The organism is Cystobacter fuscus, assembly GCF_044360685.1.
Taxonomy (GTDB): domain Bacteria; phylum Myxococcota; class Myxococcia; order Myxococcales; family Myxococcaceae; genus Cystobacter; species Cystobacter fuscus_C.
The window spans coordinates 4,461,929-4,481,271 of sequence record NZ_CP043491.1 but is presented as its reverse complement, the minus strand read 5'-3'; the positions used below and the strand labels follow the sequence as shown (position 1 = coordinate 4,481,271).

13 protein-coding genes are annotated in these 19,343 nt (G+C 69.5%); 10 read left to right on the top strand and 3 right to left on the bottom strand.

The window, feature by feature from the left end; translation table 11 throughout:
• Window positions 1-93: 93 nt before the first annotated feature.
• A complete protein-coding gene (locus F0U63_RS18460) occupies window positions 94-2,721 on the top strand; it encodes an AAA family ATPase (protein ID WP_395847237.1) in 2,628 nt (875 codons plus the stop codon).
• 4 nt (window positions 2,722-2,725) lie between these two features.
• Window positions 2,726-3,565, top strand: coding sequence for a DUF2520 domain-containing protein (locus F0U63_RS18455; protein ID WP_395847236.1), 840 nt, complete (start codon window positions 2,726-2,728; stop codon window positions 3,563-3,565).
• Between the two features lie 62 nt (window positions 3,566-3,627).
• Here the strand turns inward: F0U63_RS18455 and F0U63_RS18450 are convergent, their stop codons facing one another.
• Both F0U63_RS18450 and F0U63_RS18445 read right to left on the bottom strand, forming a co-directional pair.
• Window positions 3,628-4,203, bottom strand: a complete 576-nt coding sequence (locus F0U63_RS18450; protein WP_395847235.1) for a head protein — start codon at window positions 4,201-4,203, stop codon at window positions 3,628-3,630.
• A 117-nt stretch (window positions 4,204-4,320) separates the two neighbouring features.
• Complete coding sequence (locus tag F0U63_RS18445) at window positions 4,321-4,713, bottom strand: LysM peptidoglycan-binding domain-containing protein (RefSeq protein ID WP_002626210.1); 393 nt, start codon at window positions 4,711-4,713, stop codon at window positions 4,321-4,323.
• Window positions 4,714-4,925: 212 nt separating this feature from the next.
• Between F0U63_RS18445 and F0U63_RS18440 the strand changes: the two genes are divergently transcribed.
• The 6 genes from F0U63_RS18440 to F0U63_RS18415 all read left to right on the top strand — a co-directional run bounded on the left by F0U63_RS18440 (window position 4,926) and on the right by F0U63_RS18415 (window position 13,513).
• Window positions 4,926-5,564 carry a TetR/AcrR family transcriptional regulator gene (locus tag F0U63_RS18440; RefSeq protein WP_395847234.1) on the top strand — a complete coding sequence of 213 codons (639 nt, stop codon included), beginning with the start codon at window positions 4,926-4,928 and terminating at the stop codon, window positions 5,562-5,564.
• Between the two features lie 46 nt (window positions 5,565-5,610).
• On the top strand, window positions 5,611-6,852 hold the full coding sequence (locus tag F0U63_RS18435; RefSeq protein WP_395847233.1) for a cytochrome P450: 1,242 nt from the start codon (window positions 5,611-5,613) through the stop codon (window positions 6,850-6,852).
• 272 nt (window positions 6,853-7,124) lie between these two features.
• Window positions 7,125-7,331, top strand: a complete 207-nt coding sequence (locus F0U63_RS18430; RefSeq protein WP_395847232.1) for a herpeto-tandem family RiPP — start codon at window positions 7,125-7,127, stop codon at window positions 7,329-7,331.
• A 99-nt stretch (window positions 7,332-7,430) separates the two neighbouring features.
• Complete coding sequence (locus F0U63_RS18425) at window positions 7,431-8,507, top strand: hypothetical protein (RefSeq protein ID WP_395847231.1); 1,077 nt, start codon at window positions 7,431-7,433, stop codon at window positions 8,505-8,507.
• The gene (locus F0U63_RS18420) at window positions 8,488-10,647 is read left to right on the top strand and encodes a peptidase domain-containing ABC transporter (RefSeq protein WP_395847230.1); all 2,160 of its coding nucleotides are present in this window, start codon (window positions 8,488-8,490) and stop codon (window positions 10,645-10,647) included. Before F0U63_RS18425 ends, F0U63_RS18420 begins: the two co-directional genes overlap by 20 nt.
• 10 nt (window positions 10,648-10,657) lie before the next feature.
• Window positions 10,658-13,513, top strand: a complete 2,856-nt coding sequence (locus F0U63_RS18415; protein WP_395847229.1) for a carboxypeptidase regulatory-like domain-containing protein — start codon at window positions 10,658-10,660, stop codon at window positions 13,511-13,513.
• A 56-nt stretch (window positions 13,514-13,569) separates the two neighbouring features.
• On the opposite strand, the gene F0U63_RS18410 is transcribed toward F0U63_RS18415, so the two are convergent.
• A complete protein-coding gene (locus F0U63_RS18410; RefSeq protein WP_395847228.1) occupies window positions 13,570-14,853 on the bottom strand; it encodes a hypothetical protein in 1,284 nt (427 codons plus the stop codon).
• A gap of 108 nt (window positions 14,854-14,961) precedes the next feature.
• On the opposite strand from F0U63_RS18410, the gene F0U63_RS18405 reads away from it, so the two are divergent.
• Both F0U63_RS18405 and F0U63_RS18400 read left to right on the top strand, forming a co-directional pair.
• Complete coding sequence (locus F0U63_RS18405; RefSeq protein WP_395847227.1) at window positions 14,962-17,898, top strand: hypothetical protein; 2,937 nt, start codon at window positions 14,962-14,964, stop codon at window positions 17,896-17,898.
• A gap of 215 nt (window positions 17,899-18,113) precedes the next feature.
• Entirely contained in the window at window positions 18,114-19,331 is a 1,218-nt protein-coding gene (locus F0U63_RS18400; RefSeq protein WP_395847226.1) for a sensor histidine kinase, read from the top strand.
• The last annotated feature ends 12 nt before the right edge of the window (window positions 19,332-19,343 follow it).

Genomic DNA, 19,343 nt, shown 5'->3' with positions numbered 1-19,343 from the left:
GGGCGGAGTCAAGGTGTAGCGACCTGTTACGGAAATTTTGCCGCGCGGATCCGAAGGGTGTATGTGCTCGCCTGCTCGCCTTCTGGAGTCTGAATGGTCGACAGCTCGGATTTCGCTCAGGTACTCCACGAAGCCTCGGACATCGCCCAGAGCGTTGAGCACAAGCTCACCTCGGCGCACGTGCTGCTGGCTCTCTTCACGGTGGAGAACCGGGCCCAGTTGCTCCTTCGGGAAAAAGGGGTCAACGAGGACAACCTCCTGGAGCAACTGCCGGCGCACGACGCGGAGCAGGAAGGTCTGGTGCGCACCCTGTGCATGCGGGCGCGGGAGATCGCCCAGAGCATCGGCTCGCGCGAGGCGGACTGCCTGCACCTGCTGGTGGCGTTCACGCGCGTGCCCTGCACCGCGCGGGATCTGCTGGCCAAGACGTGCTCGCCGTTGATGAACCTGGCCAACACGGCGCTCTCCTACTGCGTCAGCGGAAGCACGCCCCGGCGCTACCAGCCGGGCCGTACGAACACGCCGCTGACCATGCCCCGGCCCACCCGGCCGCCGGGCTCGCCTCCCTCGGCCCCGCCCGCCTCCATCCTCGCCCCGAGCGTGTCGCGCCCCCTGCCCTCCTTGCGCGCGCCCTCCCGGCCCGCGCTCTCCCCGCGCGACCTCATCGACGAGGTGCACGAGGACGTGGCACACCCCGCGCCGCCCGCGGCCCGCGCGCCCTCGCGCACGCCCGCGCCCGTTCCCCCTCCGGCGGCGCCCGCCCCCGTGACGCCCCCGCCCGCGACGGCGGCTCCCCCGGCGGCCACGCCCTCGACGACGCCCGCCCCCGTGGCCGCTCCCGTCACTCCTCCGGCGGCCCCCCGCCCCTCGCCCACGCCGCCCCCCACGGCCCGTCCAGCGGCGCCAGCCCGCTCCGCCGCGCCCCTGGTGCTCGACGAGAAGCGCTTCCCGGTGCTCACCTCGCAGGGCCGCAACCTGAGCCGGCTCGCCCAGGAGGGGAAGCTGGACCCGGTGGTGGGCCGCGCCAAGGAGATCGAGGAAGTCATCGACGTGCTCGGCAAGCGGCGCACCAACAACCCGTGCCTGCTGGGCGAGGCGGGCGTGGGCAAGACGGCGGTGGTGGAGGGCGTGGCGCAGCGCCTCCTGGAGCTGCGCGGCAGCCTCGCGGAGAAGATTCTCATCGAGCTGGACATGGCCACGCTGGTGGCGGGCACCCAGCTGCGCGGCGCCTTCTCCGAGAAGCTCAACGCCCTCAAGGAGGAGGTGCGGCGGGCGGACGGCCGCGTGGTGGTGTTCATCGACGAAATCCACACGCTGGTGGGCGCGGGCTCCACGGGCGAGGGTCCCCAGGACGCCGCCAACGAGCTGAAGACGGCCATGGCGCGCGGGGAGTTTCCCTGCATCGGCGCCACCACCCACGACGAGTACCGCAAGTTCATCTCGCAGGATCCGGCGCTCGAGCGGCGCTTCACCCCCGTGGTGGTGCACGAGCCGTCGGTGCCGGAGACAGTGGAGATCCTCCAGGGCATCATCGGCCGCTACGAGGACCACCACGGCCTGCGCTACGAGCCCGAGGCGCTGGTGGCCGCCGCGTCGCTGGCGTCGCGCTACGTGACGGACAGGTTCATGCCGGACAAGGCCATCTCCGTGGTGGACCTGGCCGGCTCGCGGTGCAAGCGCGAGGGCAAGGAGCTGGTGGAGGCGGGGGACGTGGCGCGCGTGGTGGCGAAGATCGCGGGCATCCCCGAGGAGCGCCTGCTGATGACGGACTCGGCGCGGCTGTTGCGGCTGGAGGCGGACCTGGGCGAGCGCGTCATCGGCCACGAGGACGCCATCTCCCGCATCTCGCGCGTCATCCGCCGCAACTACGCGGGCTTCGCCTCGCGCCGGCCCATGGGCTCCTTCCTCTTCCTGGGCCCCACGGGCGTGGGCAAGACGGAGATGGCGCGCGCGCTGGCCGAGGTGCTCTTCGGCAGCAAGGAGCTGCTGGTGCGCCTGGACATGAGCGAGATGTCCGAGAGCCACGGCGTCTCGCGCCTCATCGGCTCGCCCGCGGGCTACGTGGGCTATGGGGACGGTGGGCAGCTCACCGAGCCCGTGCGCCGCCGCCCTTCCTGCGTGGTGGTGCTGGACGAGATCGAGAAGGCCCACCGCGAGGTGCAGCTCCTGCTGCTCCAGGTGCTGGAGGAGGGCCGGCTGACGGACGGCAAGGGGCGGCACATCGACTTCTCCAACACCGTCATCGTCCTCACGACGAACCTGGGCGCGGAGGCCTTCCACAGCAAGAGCCGGCTGCTCGGCTTCGGCAATCCGCTGGCCAAGAGCAACACGCCCGCGGGCGATATGGATGCGGCGAGCAACGCCGCGCGCCAGGCGATGCCGCCGGAGCTGTGGAACCGCATCGATGAGCGGCTGCCCTTCCGCCCCCTGGGCGAGGCGGACGTGGCGCGCATCGCCACCCTGCTCCTGGACGAGAGCCGCAAGCGGCTCGCCACGGAGAAGAGCATCGAGTACGTGGCGGGGCCGGACGTGGTGGAGCTGCTCATGAAGTCGGGCGGGTTCGATCCGAAGCTGGGCGCCCGGCCGATGCGCCAGGTGGTGCAACGGCTGGTGGAAGCGCCGCTCGCCGAGCGCATCCTCGCGGGCGAGTTCATGACGGGCGATCGGGTGAAGGTGAGCGTGCAGTCCGGGGAGTTGCAGTTCCAGCGCGAGGAGCGTTGAGCCCGTGAGCGCCGCGCGTCCGGGTCGCCCGAAGGTGGTGGTGGTGGGCGCGGGCCGGCTGGGCGGCGCGCTCGCGCTGGCGCTCTCCGCGAAGCGCTGGCCCGTGCGCGTGTGGGCGCGCTCCGAGGAGGTGCGGCGGCGCGTGCGCGACTGGGGGCTGGGGCTCGCGACGGAGAAGGAGATCGCGAGTGCCCGCGTGTGCCTGTTGTGCGTGCCGGACAAGGCGGTGTCGCCGGTGGCCGAGGAGTGGAAGCCCCGGCTCGCGCGGGGCGCGGCCCTGGTGCACTGCGCGGGCGCGCTGTCACTGGAGGCGCTCGGTGCTCCCCGGGGACGGGTGTTGGGCTCCTTCCACCCGCTCGTCGCGGTGTCGGACGCGCGCGACTCGCTGGCGGGCAACTCGGTGGCCCTGAGCACCCGCTCGCGCTGGCTGCGCGAGGTGTTGGAGCGGATGGCGAAGGACGTGGGACTGCATGCGCTGCGGGTGAAGGAGCGGCAGCGGGCCGCCTACCATGCCGGGGCGGTGCTGAGCGCCGGGGGCGTGGTGGCGGCCCTGTCCGCGGCCGTGGAGGCACTGCGCGTGGCGGGCATTTCCGAGGAGGAGGCGCTCGCGGCGCTGTTGCCCCTCACGCGCTCGGCACTGCGGGGTGTGGAGGCACGGGGCCTCGCGGCGGGCTACACGGGCCCCATCGCCCGGGGAGACGCGGCGGTGGTGGCGGCGCACCTCGCGGCGCTGCCACCGGACGCGGCCGCGGTCTACCGGCCCCTGTCCCGGCGGGGGCTGTCGCTCGTCGGCCACCGCCTCCCCGCCGAGGCCCAGGCGAAGCTGAAAACCCTCCTCGACTGACAGTCAGCCCCTGGCCCACAACGAGTAGCTGGGTTGAAGGGCTCTCCAGCGGACTCCAGGTCCTATTCTTCAGGCACCTCCACTCGGGCGGCCATGGAGAAAGGGTATATCGAGCGATGATTGATATTGGGGTGATACACGGCGAGGTAGGGTTCGCCTGAAATCTGGATGACTGCCTGTCTGGGCGGCTCGGATTGGCCCTGGAGCCACGCCTCTGCCTCTCCCCTCGTCGCGAAGGAGGCTACGGGCGGGGGGAGCCCCTCGCGCATTCGCGTGCCGAGATAATATTCAAAGACAGGATGAGGAAAGAGGCGGCGGTGGTTCTTCTCTCGGATGTAGATGAGATGATGATACTGGTCCGCCACCAGGACGTAAGCAGAAGAAGGCGGGTCCGGGAGTTCACTCAGCCATGAGTCCGCTTCCTCGCGCGTGTTGAAGGACGCGATCACGCGCGGAGGATCATCGGACACGAGGTGTTTGCGATAGTCCTCGAAGACGTATGTCTGACCCGTGGATTCGATGAAGAGAAGGGCGTCGAAGATGACGTCCAGGAACTCCTGCTGCTCCTGGGATTGAGGGGTGATCCCCATCCCCGCGAGGAAGTCCGTGGCCTTGATGAGGAGTTCGCGCGTGTTCATTGAGACGGCCGTAGCCTACAAGGATGGGCTACGGAGGCATTAGAAAAGGGCAGCACGGCACCGCTGCCGCCCGAGCACTTCAGAACCAGGGGCCACTGAAGTCCCCTGCCCTCCGCATCAGGAGGTGGCGATCGACTTGGGCGGCAGCTTCAACACCTGGCCGACCTTGATCTGATCCGGGTTCTTGAGCTGGTCCTTGTTGATCTCGAAGATGCGCGGGTAGAGCTTCGCATCGCCATAAATGTCCTTGGCGAGCTTGCTCAGCGTGTCCCCGGACTTCACGGTGTACACACCGTAGGGCTCCGCGTGGGTCACGTTCAGCATCACCACGATCTCGTTCTGCCAGTTGGCGTGCTTCGCCTTGATCTGATCCCACATGCGATCCCGATCCCAGGCGTACTCCACCGTCCCCTGGATGATGAGCTTGCCGTTCTCCTCGCGAGACTCGACCTTCGCTCCCACGTTCTTCGCGACGTCGAGCACGTCCTTGTAGTCATTTTGCAGGGCCATGGAATTCCTCTCGTCCCCACCCGGAGCCGTCAGGCGCTCCTCCCGGTGGAGCGCCGCACTCTAACCATCCCCCTCCGCCGCAACAGGCGAGGCGCCCGCCCCACGGCCCGGATGATGGGCTGTCAACAGAGCCGTGGCCGCCCGTCCCTCACTCCGCCTCGGGCGTTGCGTGCCTGCTTGTTCCGGCCCTTCGATGAAGATATCTTCATCGAATGAGGAAACGCTCACCCCCAGAGCCAGGCACGAAGACACTCCGGGAACGCCTGCGCGAGGAGACGGAACAAACCCTCCTCGAGGCGGCGGAGCAGCTCTTCGCCGAGCAGGGAGTGGGCGGCACGCGGATCGAGGACATCTCGAAGCGGGCGGGCGTGGCCGTGGGCACGCTCTACAACTACTTCGAGGACCGCGAGGAACTGCTCGCCGCGCTCATGGCCCGCCGCCGCGCGGAGCTCGTGAAGATGTTGGACGAGGTGAGCGAGGCGGCCCGGAGCAAGCCCTGGCACGAGGAGTTCGATGCCTTCCTGCACGCGACGCTCACCTTCCTGGAGCAGCACCGGCGCTTCTTCTCCCTCCTCGTCCAGGGCGAGGTCACCGCCCTTCGCCACACGACGGAGAAGACGAGCGGCTCGGGATTCGACGACATCCACGCCTGCGCGGAGCGGCTCGTGCGGCGCGGCGTGGCCGAGGGCGTGCTCAAGCCCGAGTTCGCGGCGCTCTATCCGGCACTGCTGCTCGGCATGCTCCGCTCCGCCATCGTCCATGACCGGTACACGGACTCACCCGGCCCGCTCATCGCGCTGTTGGAACCCTTTCGTGACTTCTTCCTGAAGGGGGCGGGGAAGAAGCGCTGAGTGAAGAGCCCGCAGTCGCCCCACCCTCCTCCTGGAGCCATCCACCATGCAAGCCAGTGACTACAATCCCCTGTTGTCCACGGTGCAGGCCGATCCCTACCCCTATTACACGGCGCTCCGGGAGCACTCCCCCGTCTATTTCAACGAGCAGCTCGGCTGGTACATCGTCAGCCGCTACGAGGACGTCGTCGCCATCACCAAGAACCCGGCGGTCTTCTCCTCCGCGCGAGCCATCGTGCAACCGGAGCGGCTCGACGCGGCGGAGAAGGTGGCCCCCATTTCCGTGCGCGGCTTCCGCCGGGGCGTCCTCATCAACGAGGATCCACCCACCCACACGAAGACCCGGAACCTGGTGACCCGGGCCTTCACCCCCAAGCGCATCGCCGAGATGGAGCCGCGCATCCGGCAGATCGCCCGCGAGCTCATCTCCCAGCTCCCCCGCTCGGGCGAGTTCGATCTCATCAAGGACCTGGCCGAGCCGCTGCCCATGATCGTCATCGCGGAGATGTTGGGCGTGGAGCCGGAGCGCCGGCACGATTTCAAGCGCTGGTCCGATGATGCCATCGCCATCTCCTTCGCGCTCGTCAAGGGCACGGAGCTGACTGGCCTCGAGCACAGCTCCCGCGAAATGGCCGATTACATGGCGCAGGCCCTGGAAGCGCGCCGCCAGCAGCCCCGGGAGGATCTCATCCAGGCGCTGCTGGACAACGGCGTGCGCGAGGGCGTGCTCTCCGTGGAGGACGCGTCCGCCTTCTGCCGGCTGCTGCTCGTGGCGGGCAACGAGACCACCACCAACCTGCTCGGCAACGGCATGCGCGCGCTGCTCGGCCAGCCCGATCAACTGGAGCGGCTCACGCGCGAGCCCGAGCTGATCCCCAACGCGGTGGAGGAGATGCTTCGCTTCGACTCGGCCGCGCAGGCGCTCTTCCGCAAGACGACGCAGGAGGTGGAGGTGTCCGGCGTGCGCATCCCCGCGGGGGCGAGCGTCCTGTTGCTCTTCGGCTCCGCCAATCGAGACCCGCGCAAGTTCCAGGATCCGGATCGCTTCGACGTGACACGCAACGTCGCGGGACAGGTCGCCTTCGGCCACGGCATCCACTTCTGCCTCGGAGCGCCCCTGGCGCGGCTGGAGGCCAAGGTGGCGCTGGAGGAGTTGCTCACGCCGGACCGCCAGCTCTCCCTCGTCCCCGGCCAGCGCCTGGAGAACGTGTCGCACTTCACCCTCCGGGGCCTCAAGTCCCTGCGGCTCCGCACGGAGCCCACGTCACGCGCTCGCGCGAGCGCTTGAGCGGGAGAGCAGTGCTTCGAGAGGGGGGCGAACCGCCAGGGTGGTTCGCCCCCCTCTTCGTTGGTGGCCAGGATGGGGGGAGACGCCTCCGGCGCCTGTTGCCTCCAAGGCAACGCCTCTCACTTGTTGCCTCCAAAGCAACGCCTCTCACTTGTTGCCTCCAAAGCAACAACAATCCAGACACGAAATGCCCGCACAACCCCTTTCCACAGACACCACGACTCGGTACAGTGCTCATGGGATTGAATTCCTCAACCCCCGGAAAGGATTTTATGCTGACCGAGACGAACAACAGCCAGAAGTCGCCCATTTTCGGATTGCAGTACATCGAGGACGAGGAGGCCAACCTCCTCGATGTCGTCGGTTGCACCGGGTTGTCCAGCGACTCGCTCGAGCCCTCCACGCCCACCACTCCGGCCCTGACCATCAAGCTGTGCGGTGACGGCTTCGACGTGTCCGACATGGAGCTCTCGGTCTAACCGCGAGAGTCCTTGGTTTCATTGGATGGAGTTGGGCGCTCCGGCCTTGCCGGGAGGCGCCCTTCTCCACCGTGCGGCTCCTTTTTCGATGAGGCTCGTGTGATCCTGCTCGTGACGGCGTACGCCCAAGACAACACCGTGGTGCGGCTCCAGCAAGTCCTGACGGCGGCGGGCGAGCAGCCCGTGGTACTCGACACACAGGCGGTGGAGGACTCCGTCGCTGTCTATGTTTCCCAGAGCGAGGAAGGCCGCGGCCGGCTCCAGCTCCAGCTCGGTGGACGCCGCTTCGACGCGTCGGAGATCAAATCAGCCTTGTTGTGGCGTGGATGGCAACGCTTCTCCCATGATCCGGCGCTCAAGGGCCTCGCGTCCAGGGCAAGGGAGTGGGCGTTCTACAAGCGGGAGTGGAAGTCGTTCTGCTCGGGTCTGGGCCTCGCGCTCAAGGCCAGCGATGTCTTCTGCGTGAACCCGCCCCCCTTCCACACCGCCTACGAGGAGAAGTGCGCGCAACTGCTCGTCGCGGCCCAGGTGGGGCTCGACATCCCCTCCACGCTCTACACGGCGGATCTGCGCTTCGCCCGCGACTTCCACCGCCAGCAGGCGGGGTCCATCATCTACAAACCGTTCACCCCCTTCATCAGGACGAGTGGTGGAACGGCGGAGCGCCCCGAGCGCGTGGGGACGCTCTACACGAGCCGGGTCAAGGAAGAGGATTTGCAAGAGACGGAGGGCCGGGTGCCCACGCCAGGCATCTTCCAGCCCTACGTCGACAAGCAGTTGGAGCTGCGCATCGTCATCGTCGGCCGGCGGATCTTCGCGTGCGCCATCCACTCCCAGGACAGCCGGCGCACCCGGACGGACTGGAGGCGCTACGACCTGGAGCATGTGCGGCACGAGCCCTACGAGCTGCCCACCCACGTGGGTGACAAGCTGTTGCGGCTCATGGATCGCCTGGGGCTCGTGTTCGGCAGTGTCGACATGATCGTGACCGCCGAGGGCCAGTTCGTCTTCCTGGAAGTGAACCCCAACGGGCAGTTCGATTGGATCGCCCAGCTGACCGGCCTGCCCATCTACGAGAACCTGGCGTCCATGCTGAGCGCCGGCAGCATCCACTACCCCCTGGCGTCCTCGAGCATTCCGTGGAAGGAGGCGGTCCGTGCTGCTGCTGTCGGGTAGTTGGAGCATGCGCCAGCGCACGCCATGGGTACGCGCCGCCGATCCCTCCGACTGTGGCGCGGCCGCGTTCGCCAGCATCGCGGGTCATCACCGGCACCACCTCTCCCTCGAGCACGCCCGGTCCCTGGTCGGCACCGATCGGGACGGGACGTCCCTCGCGGGGCTCCGGGATGGTGGGCGGGCGATCGGCTTCGATGCCAGGCCCGCGCGGGCGACGTATGACGCCCTGGCCCAGGCGAAGCTCCCCGCCATCCTGCATCTCAAGGACAACGTCGGGCATTACGTCGTCCTGGATGAGTGGACTCCCGAGGGCGTGTCCATCGTGGATCCCCGGCTGGGGTCGCGTCGCATGTCGCGCCAGCAGCTCGAGGACTCCTGGTCGGGTTATGCCGTGGAGTTCCACCCCACGGCCGAGTTGCGGACCCGCTCCCCGGACTTCCAGGCGTTGACCGCGCTCGCGCGCACCCTGCTGCCCCATGTGAATCCGCTGCTGCTGGCGCTGGGCCTCTCCGTGCTCGCCACGACCCTGGGGTGGAGCACCTCGTTCTTCCTCAAGCAATTCTTCGATGACATCCTGCCGGCACGCGCCCAGGACTCCCTGACGTTGCTGGGCGCCGCGCTCGTGGCCGCGGGCCTGTTGCAGTCGTTGTTGCAGTTCCTCCGCATGTGGCTGACGGCCCGCGTGGGTCATGCGGTGCAGCTCATGTATGGCAGACAGTACGTCCAGCACCTCATGACGCTGCCCATGCGCGTGTTCGACAGCCGGAACATCTCGGGCTTCGTCATGCGCGTCAATCAGCTCGACTCCATCCAGGGCGCGCTCACCGAGGGGCTGGTCTCCCTGCTCGTCGAGGGTCTGGTGTTCGCCGGGACCTTGGGAATCATCGTGTCCCTGGATCCGGTCCTGGCCCTCTTCTCGCTCTGCGCGATTCCCCCCGTCTTGCTGGGGACGTTCTTCCTGTCGGAGCGCGTCAGGTCGGCCCAGCTCGACGCGCTCACCCAGGGAGATGAGTTCGCTGGCCGGCTGCTCGAGGTCTTCGAGGGAGTCCGTGTCATCAAGATCGCCTCCGCCGAGAAGGGCTATACCCGGCTGCTCCTCGACAAGTACGACACGCTCGTGAAGGCCCGGCACGAGCTGCGCGTCTCGATGCTCCTGCCCCTGCTGTGGAGCATGTTGACGACCACGTTGGTCATTGGCGCCGTGCTCTGGTACGGCGGGTCACGCGTGCTGGCGCGGCACATCAGCGCGGGGGAGTTGTTGGTCATCTTCGGCATGGTGACGTTGCACCTCATGCCCCTCCAGCGGTTGCCGACGATGCTGCTCAACCTCCACTCGGCCTTCCTGGGAATGGCGCGGCTGGATGAGGTGCTGAAGCTGCCCGCGGAGGAGACCCGGGTCTCCAGTCCCATCGCCCTTCCCTCCGTGCAAGGCCATCTCCAGTTCGACCGGGTCTCCTTCGAGTACAAGCATCGCCGCCCCGTCCTCAAGAACGTCAGCTTCCAGATCTCCGCGGGCGAGTGCGTGGCGATCATCGGGGAGACGGGCTCGGGCAAGAGCACGATCGCGAACCTGCTGGCCGCCTTCTATCTGCCCACCTCCGGCGAGGTCCGGATCGACGGCGTGAGCACCCGGGAACTCGATCCCCGCGAGCTGCGGCGGCACGTGAGCGTCATGTTCCAGGGCAGCCATGTGTTCCAGCAGTCCATCAATGACAACATCACGATGATGCATCCCCTGCGTCCGGATGACGTCGCGCGAATCGCGCACGTGGCGAACATCGCCTCGTTCATCGAGTCCATTCCCCAGGGCTACAACGCCCAGGTGGCGCAAGGCGGTGCGAACCTGTCGACCGGTCAGTTGCAACGCATCAACATCGCCCGGGCCATCATGAAGGACGCGCCCATCCTGATCCTCGACGAGTCCACGAGCAATCTCGACAGCGCCACGGAGCGCGGGGTCATGGCGGCCATCAAGCAGGCACGCAAGGGGCGAACCACCCTCCTCATCACCCACAAGCTCAGCACCGCCATGGAAGCCGACAGGGTGCTCGTGTTGTCCAAGGGCGAGCTGGTCGAACAAGGCACGCACGAGGAGCTCCAGCGCCTGGGTGGGCAGTACCGCAAATTGTTTCCGAGCTAGGTGACAGCGCATGAGCATGTCCCATCGTGTTCGTCTGCCGCTCGCCCTCGCCCTGGGACTGGCGGTCCTCGCTTCCCTCCTGCTGTGGTCGCGGCCCGCGGAAGAGGGCCCGCTCGAGCACCCCGCCGAGCGCCCTCCCCCGCTCGCCCCCACCGCCGCCCGGATACCCCTCGCCGGGGGCCTGGCCTCGACCGGAGAGGTGCCGCGCTCCACTCCCGTCCTGGAGACTCCCGCCGCCGCCAGTGAGGGAGTCTTCGTGGTGCGTGTGGTGGCCGAGGGCCGGCCCCTCGAGGGCGCACAGGTGCAGGCGTACCTGCGAGGGCCGGATGACGGCACGGGCCAGGTGCGCTGGCTCCGGGCGGGCGCGGGGCCCACGGGGCGGGATGGAACGCTGCGGCTGCCAGCGGCTCCGGGCGCCTACCTGCTGAGCGCGGCCGCCGAGGGTCATGGTCCCGCGCGCCGCGAGGTGGATCGTCCGGCCGGTGAAGTGGAGACGGCCGTGGAGTTGTCCCTGAGCGCCGCCGTGGAGCTGCGAGGCCGCGTCATCGCCGCCGGGCGCGGTGAGCCCGTTCCCCTCGCGGAGCTGTCGCTGCGTCCCTATACCGAGGCGCTCCGCCCGACCTCGCGTGCCGTGGACGTGCCGGAGGAGACGGCGGTGACGATCGCGAACGCCCACGGCCACTTCACCTTCTCCGGGCTGTCACCGGGCCGCTATGCGCTCACCGCGGAAGCTCCGGGCCACAGCCGGCGCACGGTGCGCCTCGTCACGGTGCCCTCCGCCGGTGAGCTGGAAGTGGAGCTGTGGAGCGCGAGCGTGCTGGAGGGCTTCGTGGTGGGCGAGAACGGCCAGCCCGTCGAGGGCGCCGAGGTGCTGGCCCTGGGCAGGACGCAGGTGCCCCACGTCACCACGAGCGCCACGGGGGCGTTTTCCCTGGAGGTGGCCAACGGCACCTGGCTGCTGGCGGCGCGGCACGGCGAGCGTCTGGGGCGTGTTCCCGGCCTGCTCTCGGTAGGGCCGGGAGAGACGCGCGGCGAGCTGCGCATCACCCTCGGGACTGGGAGCGGCCTGACGGGCTCGGTGACGGAGGCGGCCAGTGGTGCGCCGGTACCGGGAGCGAGCCTGGTGGCCAGCCCCGCGGGTGAGGATGGCGAGGTGAGCCGGACCACCGCGGACTCGGAGGGGCGCTACACGTTCAACCTGCCACCGGGCGAGTACGACGTGGTGGCGCTGGCCCCGCGCCTGAGCCGCGGGGTGCGCGCCGCCCTGGTGGTGGTGCCGGGCCAGCGCGTGGCCGTGGACTTCCAGCTCCAGGCGGCGGGAATCCTCACGGGCGTGGTGTCCGACCCGGACGGGAGGCCGGTGACGGGCGCCCATGTCCGGGCGCACGGGCACACCGCGCGAACGGACTCGGATGGAACCTACCGCCTGGAAGGGCTGGAGGTGGGCAGCTTCCCGGCGATGGCGCGGCGGCAGGACTCGGCGCACTGGACGATACGGGCCACGAGCACGAAGGCGGGAGAGATCACCCGGCTGGACTTCACCCTGGGGCAGACGGGCACCGTGCGGGGCCAGGTGAAGCAGGCCTCCGGAGCTCCCCTGTCCCAGCCGGTGACGGTGCGCGCCCGGGCCCTGGAGTCCCAGCTACGGGGGGGAGAAGTCACCTACGCGGACACGGACGCGCGGGGCCGCTATTCGCTCGAGCTGCCCGCGGCCAACTACCAGCTCGCCGCGCTCCTCCCCGGCTCGCGTATCACCGTCTTCCGGGAGGATGAGCCCACGGTGACGGTGGCGGCGGGCACGGCGGTGGTGCAGGACCTGACGCTGGTCGACAATCGCGGCGTGGAGGGGACCGTCCTCGAGCCCTCCGGAGTCCCCAGCCCCAACGCCCAGGTGGCCGGCATCCAGACGGGTCAGTACGCCATCACCAGCACCCTCCGGGCGGATGAGGAAGGGCGCTTCGCCTTCCCACCTCGAGGGGCGAACGCCGCGCCGCTGCGGCTGATGGCGCACAACGCGGGCCGCGTGGGCGAGCTCATCGAGGCGAAGGAGAAGGAGGAGTCCGTCATCCGGCTGCGCCCCGCGGCCACCCTGCACGGCAAGGTCGTGAGCCGCGGCGGCGTGCCCCAGGGCTTCCTGCTGAAGCTCCTCCAGGAGGACGGCTCGGCGCTGCCGTGGGAGACACGCCAGGTCGTCGAGCGCTCCTTCACGGGAGACTCCTTCGTCCTGACCCAGGCGCCGGGCCTCCCCTTGCGCGTGAGCGTCCGCACGACGGATGGGCGCACGGGAGAGGCCGCGGTGAAGCTCGAGCCGGGACAGAGCGCTCGGGTGGAGATCACACTCACGGGGGGCACGGCCTCCATCTCGGGCCGGGCTATCTGGAGCAACCACGCACCAGCGGAGAACGTGGCCCTCTACCTGGACAAGCCCATGGCGGGTGCGGCCGATGCGAGCACCGGGGCGGATGGCCGCTTCCGGTTGGACGACGTGGCACCCGGCCCCCACACCCTGCGGCTCTACCCGCTCAATGGCATTCCCGAGACGCGCACGGTGACGGTGACCTCGGGCGAGACGGTGGAATTGGGGGACGTGCCGGTGTCGAGGAGCAAGGCGGCCTCGGGCACGGTGGGCGCGGGCTTCAGCGAGGAGCGCGGCTGGGTCTCCGTGGCGTGGCTGACGCCGCAGGGTCCGGCGGAGCAGGCGGGGCTGCTCGTGGGAGACCAGGTGCTGAGGGTGGATGGGCAGGTGGTGCGCAGCCGCATGGAGGCCGAGCAACGCACCGTGGGCGCTCCGGCGAGCCCCATCCAGCTCAGCATCCGGCGCGCGAATGGACAGGAGTTGCAGTTCCAGTTCGCCCGCGCGGATTGACTTCCACTCCACGCGGCGCACGGGACAGGCCCAGAGCGCCGCGTGGCGAGGCCTGGCTAGCTGAGGATGATGCGGGGCCCCTGCAGGGCGTTGCGCACGGCGGCCAGGTCACGCTCGGACATGGCGTCGCCCTCGGTCATCTGGCGCAGGCACACGTCGCCCTTGCCCTCGAGCACCAGCTTCTTGAGGTCGCCCAGCAGCACCGAGGCCGCCTTGAGCATCTCCTCGTTCTGCGGGTTGGGGGGAGCGCCCTTGCCGGCCTTCTCCTCCATGTACTTGGTGAAGCGGCGCACCGTGTCCACCATCTGGTTCGGATCGAACTTCGCCAGCACCGGCTTGAGCCGCTCCATGTTCAGCTTGAGCAGGTGCAAGGGCGCCCGCGAGCGCTCGAAGCTCGCGTGCAGCGGGCTCACCTCGGTGCGATCGAACGCGCCCAGCAGCCCCTCGTCCGGCGCCTGCACCGAGTGCGGCACCACGTCCACGAACAGCTCCATCGGCGCCACGCCCTGGGTGAACGCCTGGATCTCCTCCTCGTCCACCGGCGGGAAGTCCTGCGGCGCGCCGATGAAGAGCATGGGCAGGATGAGGTGGCCCCAGAACTCGTTCTGTGCCGCGCCCGTGCTCGCCTGCGTGCCGAACAGGTGCGCCATCAGCTCCACGATGCGCGGCGCCGTGTCCACCTGCTCCGACAGCTTCTTGCCCGGCTGCATCTGCTGCAGCGCCGTGAGCACCTGGCCCTCGAACTGCTGGCGCACTTCCTTCGGAATCTGCGCCCGGCCCAGCGCGTCGCGGATCTCCCGCGCCAGCACGTCCGGCGCGGTGTCCAGCGCCTTGACCGTCTTGGCCGGATCCATCACCAGGAACTGCATGAAGCCCGGATCGATGAGCCGCTGGTAGTCCGCCGGGCCCAGCTTCTGCCCGCCACCCGCGCCGCCAAAGCGCGCCTTGCCCAGCATGCCGCGGATGTTCGCGGACAGCTCCTCCAGGCGCGACAGCTTGCCGGCGATGAGCGAGTTCATCACCTCGCCAAACGGCGACAGCACGATGAGCGCGTCGGGGAAGCCCAGCGACGCCCCCTCGGGGGACTCGCGGTTGAGGAACCAGAACGCCCCATGGTCGCCCGCCAGACGCTCGGCCAGCGCTCCGCCGATTCCCAGCGCGAGCACCTGGTGGTTCTGGTTGTTCGGATCGAAGGCGCCACCAAGCAGGTTCGGCAGGGCGGATTCCACTTCCTGCCAGGGCGTCTTCAGGAGATCCACGGGCTTGCCCGCGAGCTGCTCGAGGGCAGCGGCGACCTGGGCCTGGGCGGATTGGACATGCGGAGGGGCGGGATGAGCCATGAAGGATTCCTCTTCCGGGACAGTCGACCGTAACGAAACGAACGCCCCCTTACCGCGAAATCCAAGTTCATCGCCATCAATTGCGCACCCCCCTAGGATGGGGTGTTGATGCCGCGCCGCTTCCTCCCCCTCCTGGTGCTCCTGCTCTCCCTCGCGGGGTGCGCCTTCGTCACACCCCGCTTCGAACAGAACGTCCAGACGGACTTCGTCCGGGCGGACATGCGCAAGCTGACCACGCGCACGCTCGAGCTGTACTACCCCGCACGGCTGCGCCCCAGCGCCTTGCGCATCGCGGCGCGGGTGGAGGACTGCGTCGAGCGGCTGCGCCTGCTGCCCCGTCCCGCCCACTCCCGCTCCCGGGTGCTCGTCTACCTGACGGGTGAGGACTTCAACAACGCGTACGTCGCCCCGGACTACTCCAGCGTCCCCCAGCAGATGGTGTTGCCGGCGCACATGTCGCTGGAGCTCTTCAACCTCCTGGGCTTCGGCCCCGCGGAGCTGGGCTCGGTGGGCTGTCACGAGGCCGTGCACTACGTGCAGATGGAGCAGACGGGCGGCCTGTGGGGCGCGGTCAACACCGTGACGGGGGGCCTGTTCCAGCCCAACACCCTCACCGAGTCCTGGTTCCTCGAGGGGCTGGCCGTCTACTACGAGGGGCGGCTGGGCCAGCACCAGGGCCGGCCGCACAGCCCGGTCTGGCGGGGCTTCTTCGAGGCCACCGCCCAGGAGCTCGGTGGAGGCTTCCACGCGGGCTACCTCTCCCCCGAGCACCGGCGGATGGACCCCTTCGGGGGCAACTACCTCATGGGCAGCCACTTCGTGGAGTGGCTCGCGCGCACCTACGGGGAGGAGCGGCTGTGGCGGCTGGTGGAGGCGCAGGGCACCACCCTCCTGCCCCCCGTGGCGGTGACGCTGCGCTTCAAGGCCGTATACGGCGCCACCCTCGGCACGCTCTTCGACGCCTTCACCCAGGACCTCGCCCGGGAGCTCCCCCGGCGCGAGCGTCCCCCCACGCAGCGGGTGCTCGCCCCCGAGGTGGGCTACTTCGCCCGGCTCGCGGCCTCGCCCACCGATGGCGCCCTGGCCACCGTGGACGTGGGCCGTGACGCGGTGCCCCACCTCACCGTGCGCGAGCGCGATGGCTCGCCGCGCTTCCGCCGCTCGCTCACCCAGTTCCTCCCCGGGCGCCGGTGGATCTCCACCCACCCGCTCAACATGAGCGGCCTGTCCTTCACCGCCGATGGCCAGTCGCTCTTCCTCGTGGCCGCGGACGTCGACGCCCTGGGCAGCTACCTGTCGCGCGTGTGGCGGGTGGACGCGCGCACCGGCGAGGTGGTGCGCACGTGGGAGGGCCTCGAGGGCATGGGCGGCGGCGTCACGCCGGATGGTCAGGCGTATGTCTTCGTCCAGGTCCAGGGCGACACCGCCAACCTCGTCCGGCTGGAGCTCGCCACCGGCGCACGCTCCCCTCTCACCCACTTCGAGGGCCAGGTGTCGCTCGGGCCTCCGGCCGTGTCCGCCGACGGGCGCATCGTCTTCCCCCGCCTCACCCCCCGGGGATGGAACCTCGCGCTGCGCGAGGCCGATGGCACCGTGCGCCCGCTCACCGACGACGCGCACTTCAACTACTCGCCCCGCTGGGTGGACGCGGGCCGGATCGTCTTCCTGCGCGAGCACGCGGGCCGCTGGCAAGCGCACGTGCTCGACCTCGCGGGCGGCGAGCCCTCACGCGTCACCGATGCGCCCCACCTCGTCATGGACGTGGCGCCGCTCGGCGGCTCGGAGGTCGTCTTCCTCAACCGCCACGGCTTCGACTTCTCGCTGGATGCCGCGCCCCTCGTCGTGCCCGCCCCGCCCGAGGCCCTCGCCCAGGCGCCCGCCCTGGAGCCCGCCCCCGAGTCCCTTCCCCTCGAGTCCGCGCCCGCCGTCACGCCTCCCTTGGAGCACCGGCTCGACATCCTCTCCGACGAGCCCTACTCCCCCCTGGAGCGCTTCTTCCTGCCGGAGCTGCGCGCGCCCTATGTCTACGCGCTGCCCGACGCGAGCGCGCCCGGCCGGTTCATCGGCTACGGGGGCCTGTTGCTCGCGGGGCAGGACCGGCTGGGCTTCCACCAGTACGCGCTCGGGGTGGAGGCCGACACGCGGCTGAGGGATCCCAGCCTCACGCTCGACTACGGCAACGCCCTGCCCGCCCCCTGGTACCTGCGGCTGTCCGGAGCGCGCCTCGTCCAGGAGGGCCGGAGGGATCTCCAGGCCTCGCTGTCCCTGTCGCGGACCTTCTGGACCACGCCGGTGAGATTCAGCCTGCTCGGGCTGCGCCGCGACTGGTACGCCACCTCCAAGCGCCCGGGCGTGCGCACCTCGCTCATCGGCCCCTCGGCCAGCGTGTCCTACTTCGCCGGGGAGAGCACCTCCTACGGCGGGACGCAGCGGGGAATCGGCCTGGCGCTGGGCGCGGGCGTCTACCCCCTGGCCTTCGGCGAGACCCGGCCCTTCGCGGACGTGCGCGCCGAGCTGAGCGCCTACCTGCCCGGACTGCCCTTCGTGCGGCGCGACAACCTGCAGCTGTCACTCGTGGGCCGCGTCCTGCCCCAGTCCCCCGAGGGGCTGCTCCAGGTGGGAGGCGTGCCCCTGGGCACCTTCGCCCTCCAGCGGCGCCAGGGCCCCGAGGACACCCGCAACATGCCCCTGCGCCTGCAGCCCGGACTGAGCTTCGTGGAGAGCCTGCGCGGCTATGAGGACTTCGCGCTCAGTGCGCGTCAGGTCCTCATCGCCACGGCGCGCTACCGCTACCGCATCATCTTCGATCACGGCTGGACGTCCCTGCTCTGGCTGGCGCCGTCCTTCTTCATCAGCCAGTTGGAGGCGGAGGCCTTCGGCACCTGGGCGCGCACGGACGGACGCGCGGATCACCGGGCGGTGGGCGGCGCGCTCTTCCTGCGCACCCGCTTCGGACAGGCCTTCCCCGTGTCGCTTTTCTATCAATACGCCCGGCGCTTCGACGACGGGTTGGGTCATCTCCATTTGGTGGGTATCGCGCTTTAGGCCGGACTCCGGGGTGATTCCCCTTCCAGGACGGGATACCTCATGTAATTCCTTGATGACGTGATAGGCCGGACTGCTCCCGCTCCCTTGCAATCGCAACGGAAGATCCGCAGCTTGCCCTACCTTCTGGATCTCCAAATCCGGGACGGGGACCTCCCCACAACCCCGGGTGGAGGACTGTCCTCCAGGAGTCCTAGCTACCGGAGGTCCCGCAGATGAGAACGACTCCCAATCCCGCGGCCGAGTCCGTGCTGGTGGTCGATGACGAGCCGACCCTGCGCACCCTCCTGTCCTTCGTGGTGCAGCGCGCGGGAGCCCACCCGGTGCTGGCGCCGGACGCCGCCACCGCGCGCAAGCTCGCCACGGAGCAGTCCTTCGCCTGCGCGCTCATCGACAAGAACATGCCCGGGGAGAGCGGCCTGGAGTTCCTCAAGTGGCTGCGCTCGGCCCAGCCCGGCTGCAACGCCCTGATCGTCACGGCCTACGGCAACGTGGACAGCGCCGTGGAGGCGCTGCGGCTGGGAGCCTTCGACTACCTGCTCAAGCCCTTCGAGGTGGATGCCCTGGAGCACCGCCTCAAGCTCGCCCTGCAGCAGTACCAGATGCGGCAGGAGCGCGAGCGCATGCAGGCCATGCTGGTGCAGTCCGATCGCCTGGCCTCGCTGGGGCTGTTGGCCGCCGGCGTGGTGCACGAGGTGAACACGCCCCTGGCCTACATCCTGTCCAACCTGGACTGGCTCGACGAGGAGCTGCCCGCGCTGCGTCAGGCGCTGCGCGGCCCGCCGGCCGAGGGCGGGGAGACGGGCTCGCTCGCGCAGCGCCTGGAGATGGTGGAGAGCACCCTGCGTGACATCCGCGAGGGCGCCGAGCGCGTGCGCGACATCGCCCGGGACGTGAAGGCGTTCGCGCGGGACTCGGACGACGCGAGCATGCTCGTGGACCTGCGCGAGGTGCTCGACGCGGCGCTGAAGATGGCGCTGGTGCACATCCGCTACCGGGCCCGCGTGGTGCGCGACTACCAGGAGGTGCCCCTGGTGATGGCCAACGAGGCGCGGCTGGCCCAGGTGTTCCTCAACCTCGTGGTGAACGCGGCCCAGGCCATCCCCGAGGACGGGGGCTCGCATCAGATCAGCGTGCGGCTGTGGACGGGCGCCAAGGGCGAGGCGTGCGCGGAGGTGGAAGACACCGGCACGGGCATCCTCGCGGAGAACATGGCGAACCTCTTCCAGCCCTTCTTCACCACCAAGCCCCCGGGCGAGGGCACGGGCCTGGGCCTCTTCATCTGCAAGTCCATCATCGAGTCCTTCGACGGCACCATCACCGTGAGCAGCCGTCCGGGACAGGGCACCACGTTCCGCATCTCGCTGCCGCCCCACGTGCGCGCCGCCAGCACCACCGACCCTCTGGAGCCGCTGTCCATCGCGGCCTCGTGAGGCGCGTGCGCG